Source organism: Streptomyces avicenniae (assembly GCF_000719135.1).
Lineage (GTDB): Bacteria > Actinomycetota > Actinomycetes > Streptomycetales > Streptomycetaceae > Streptomyces > Streptomyces avicenniae.
The window spans coordinates 1-540 of sequence record NZ_JOEK01000037.1 but is presented as its reverse complement, the minus strand read 5'-3'; the positions used below and the strand labels follow the sequence as shown (position 1 = coordinate 540).

At 73.1% G+C, this 540-nt stretch carries 1 protein-coding gene; it reads left to right on the top strand.

Translation table 11 applies throughout. The features are described 5' to 3' along the window. Nucleotides 1–15: 15 nt before the first annotated feature. Nucleotides 16–540: WXG100 family type VII secretion target (locus IF27_RS29640; RefSeq protein WP_190233155.1), on the top strand; the 525-nt coding region annotated here is incomplete at its 3' end.

The window sequence follows — 540 nt, the reverse complement described above, 5'->3', positions numbered from 1 at the left end:
CAGGGGGTGGGGTTCGTGGGGCGTCCGTCCGACTGGAGTCCGTTGGGGCTCGACGGTGATCCGACGCCGGGTGATCCGGCGGAGGTGCGTGAACTCGCGGACGGGCTGCAGACGTTCGCGGACGACGTGGACGAGGCGCTGGGGCGTGTCAGGTCGATGGCGTCGGATCGTGCGGTGCAGGACTGGGCGGGCCTGTCGGCGGATGCGTTCCGCTCGGAGTTCGACGGTGTGCCGGGGAACTTGGAGAAGCTGCGGGACTCCTACGACCTGTGTGCGCAGGCGTTGCAGACGTACTGGCCGAAGCTGGAGACGGCGCAGGGCCAGGCGGACCGCGCCTTGGACCGTGCGATCGCTGCGCAGGCGGATCTGTCCTCGGCGCAGGGGGCGTTGGGGGATGCGACGGACTGGGTGTCGCGGGCGGGCGACGAGGCGGACCGGCTCCAGCGTGAGGGTGAGCGGGCGAGCGCGCCGCCGCCGGACGAGGAGGCGGTACGGGCGGCGACCCGTGACCGTCAGGCCGCCGACGAGGCCCAGGCCGCG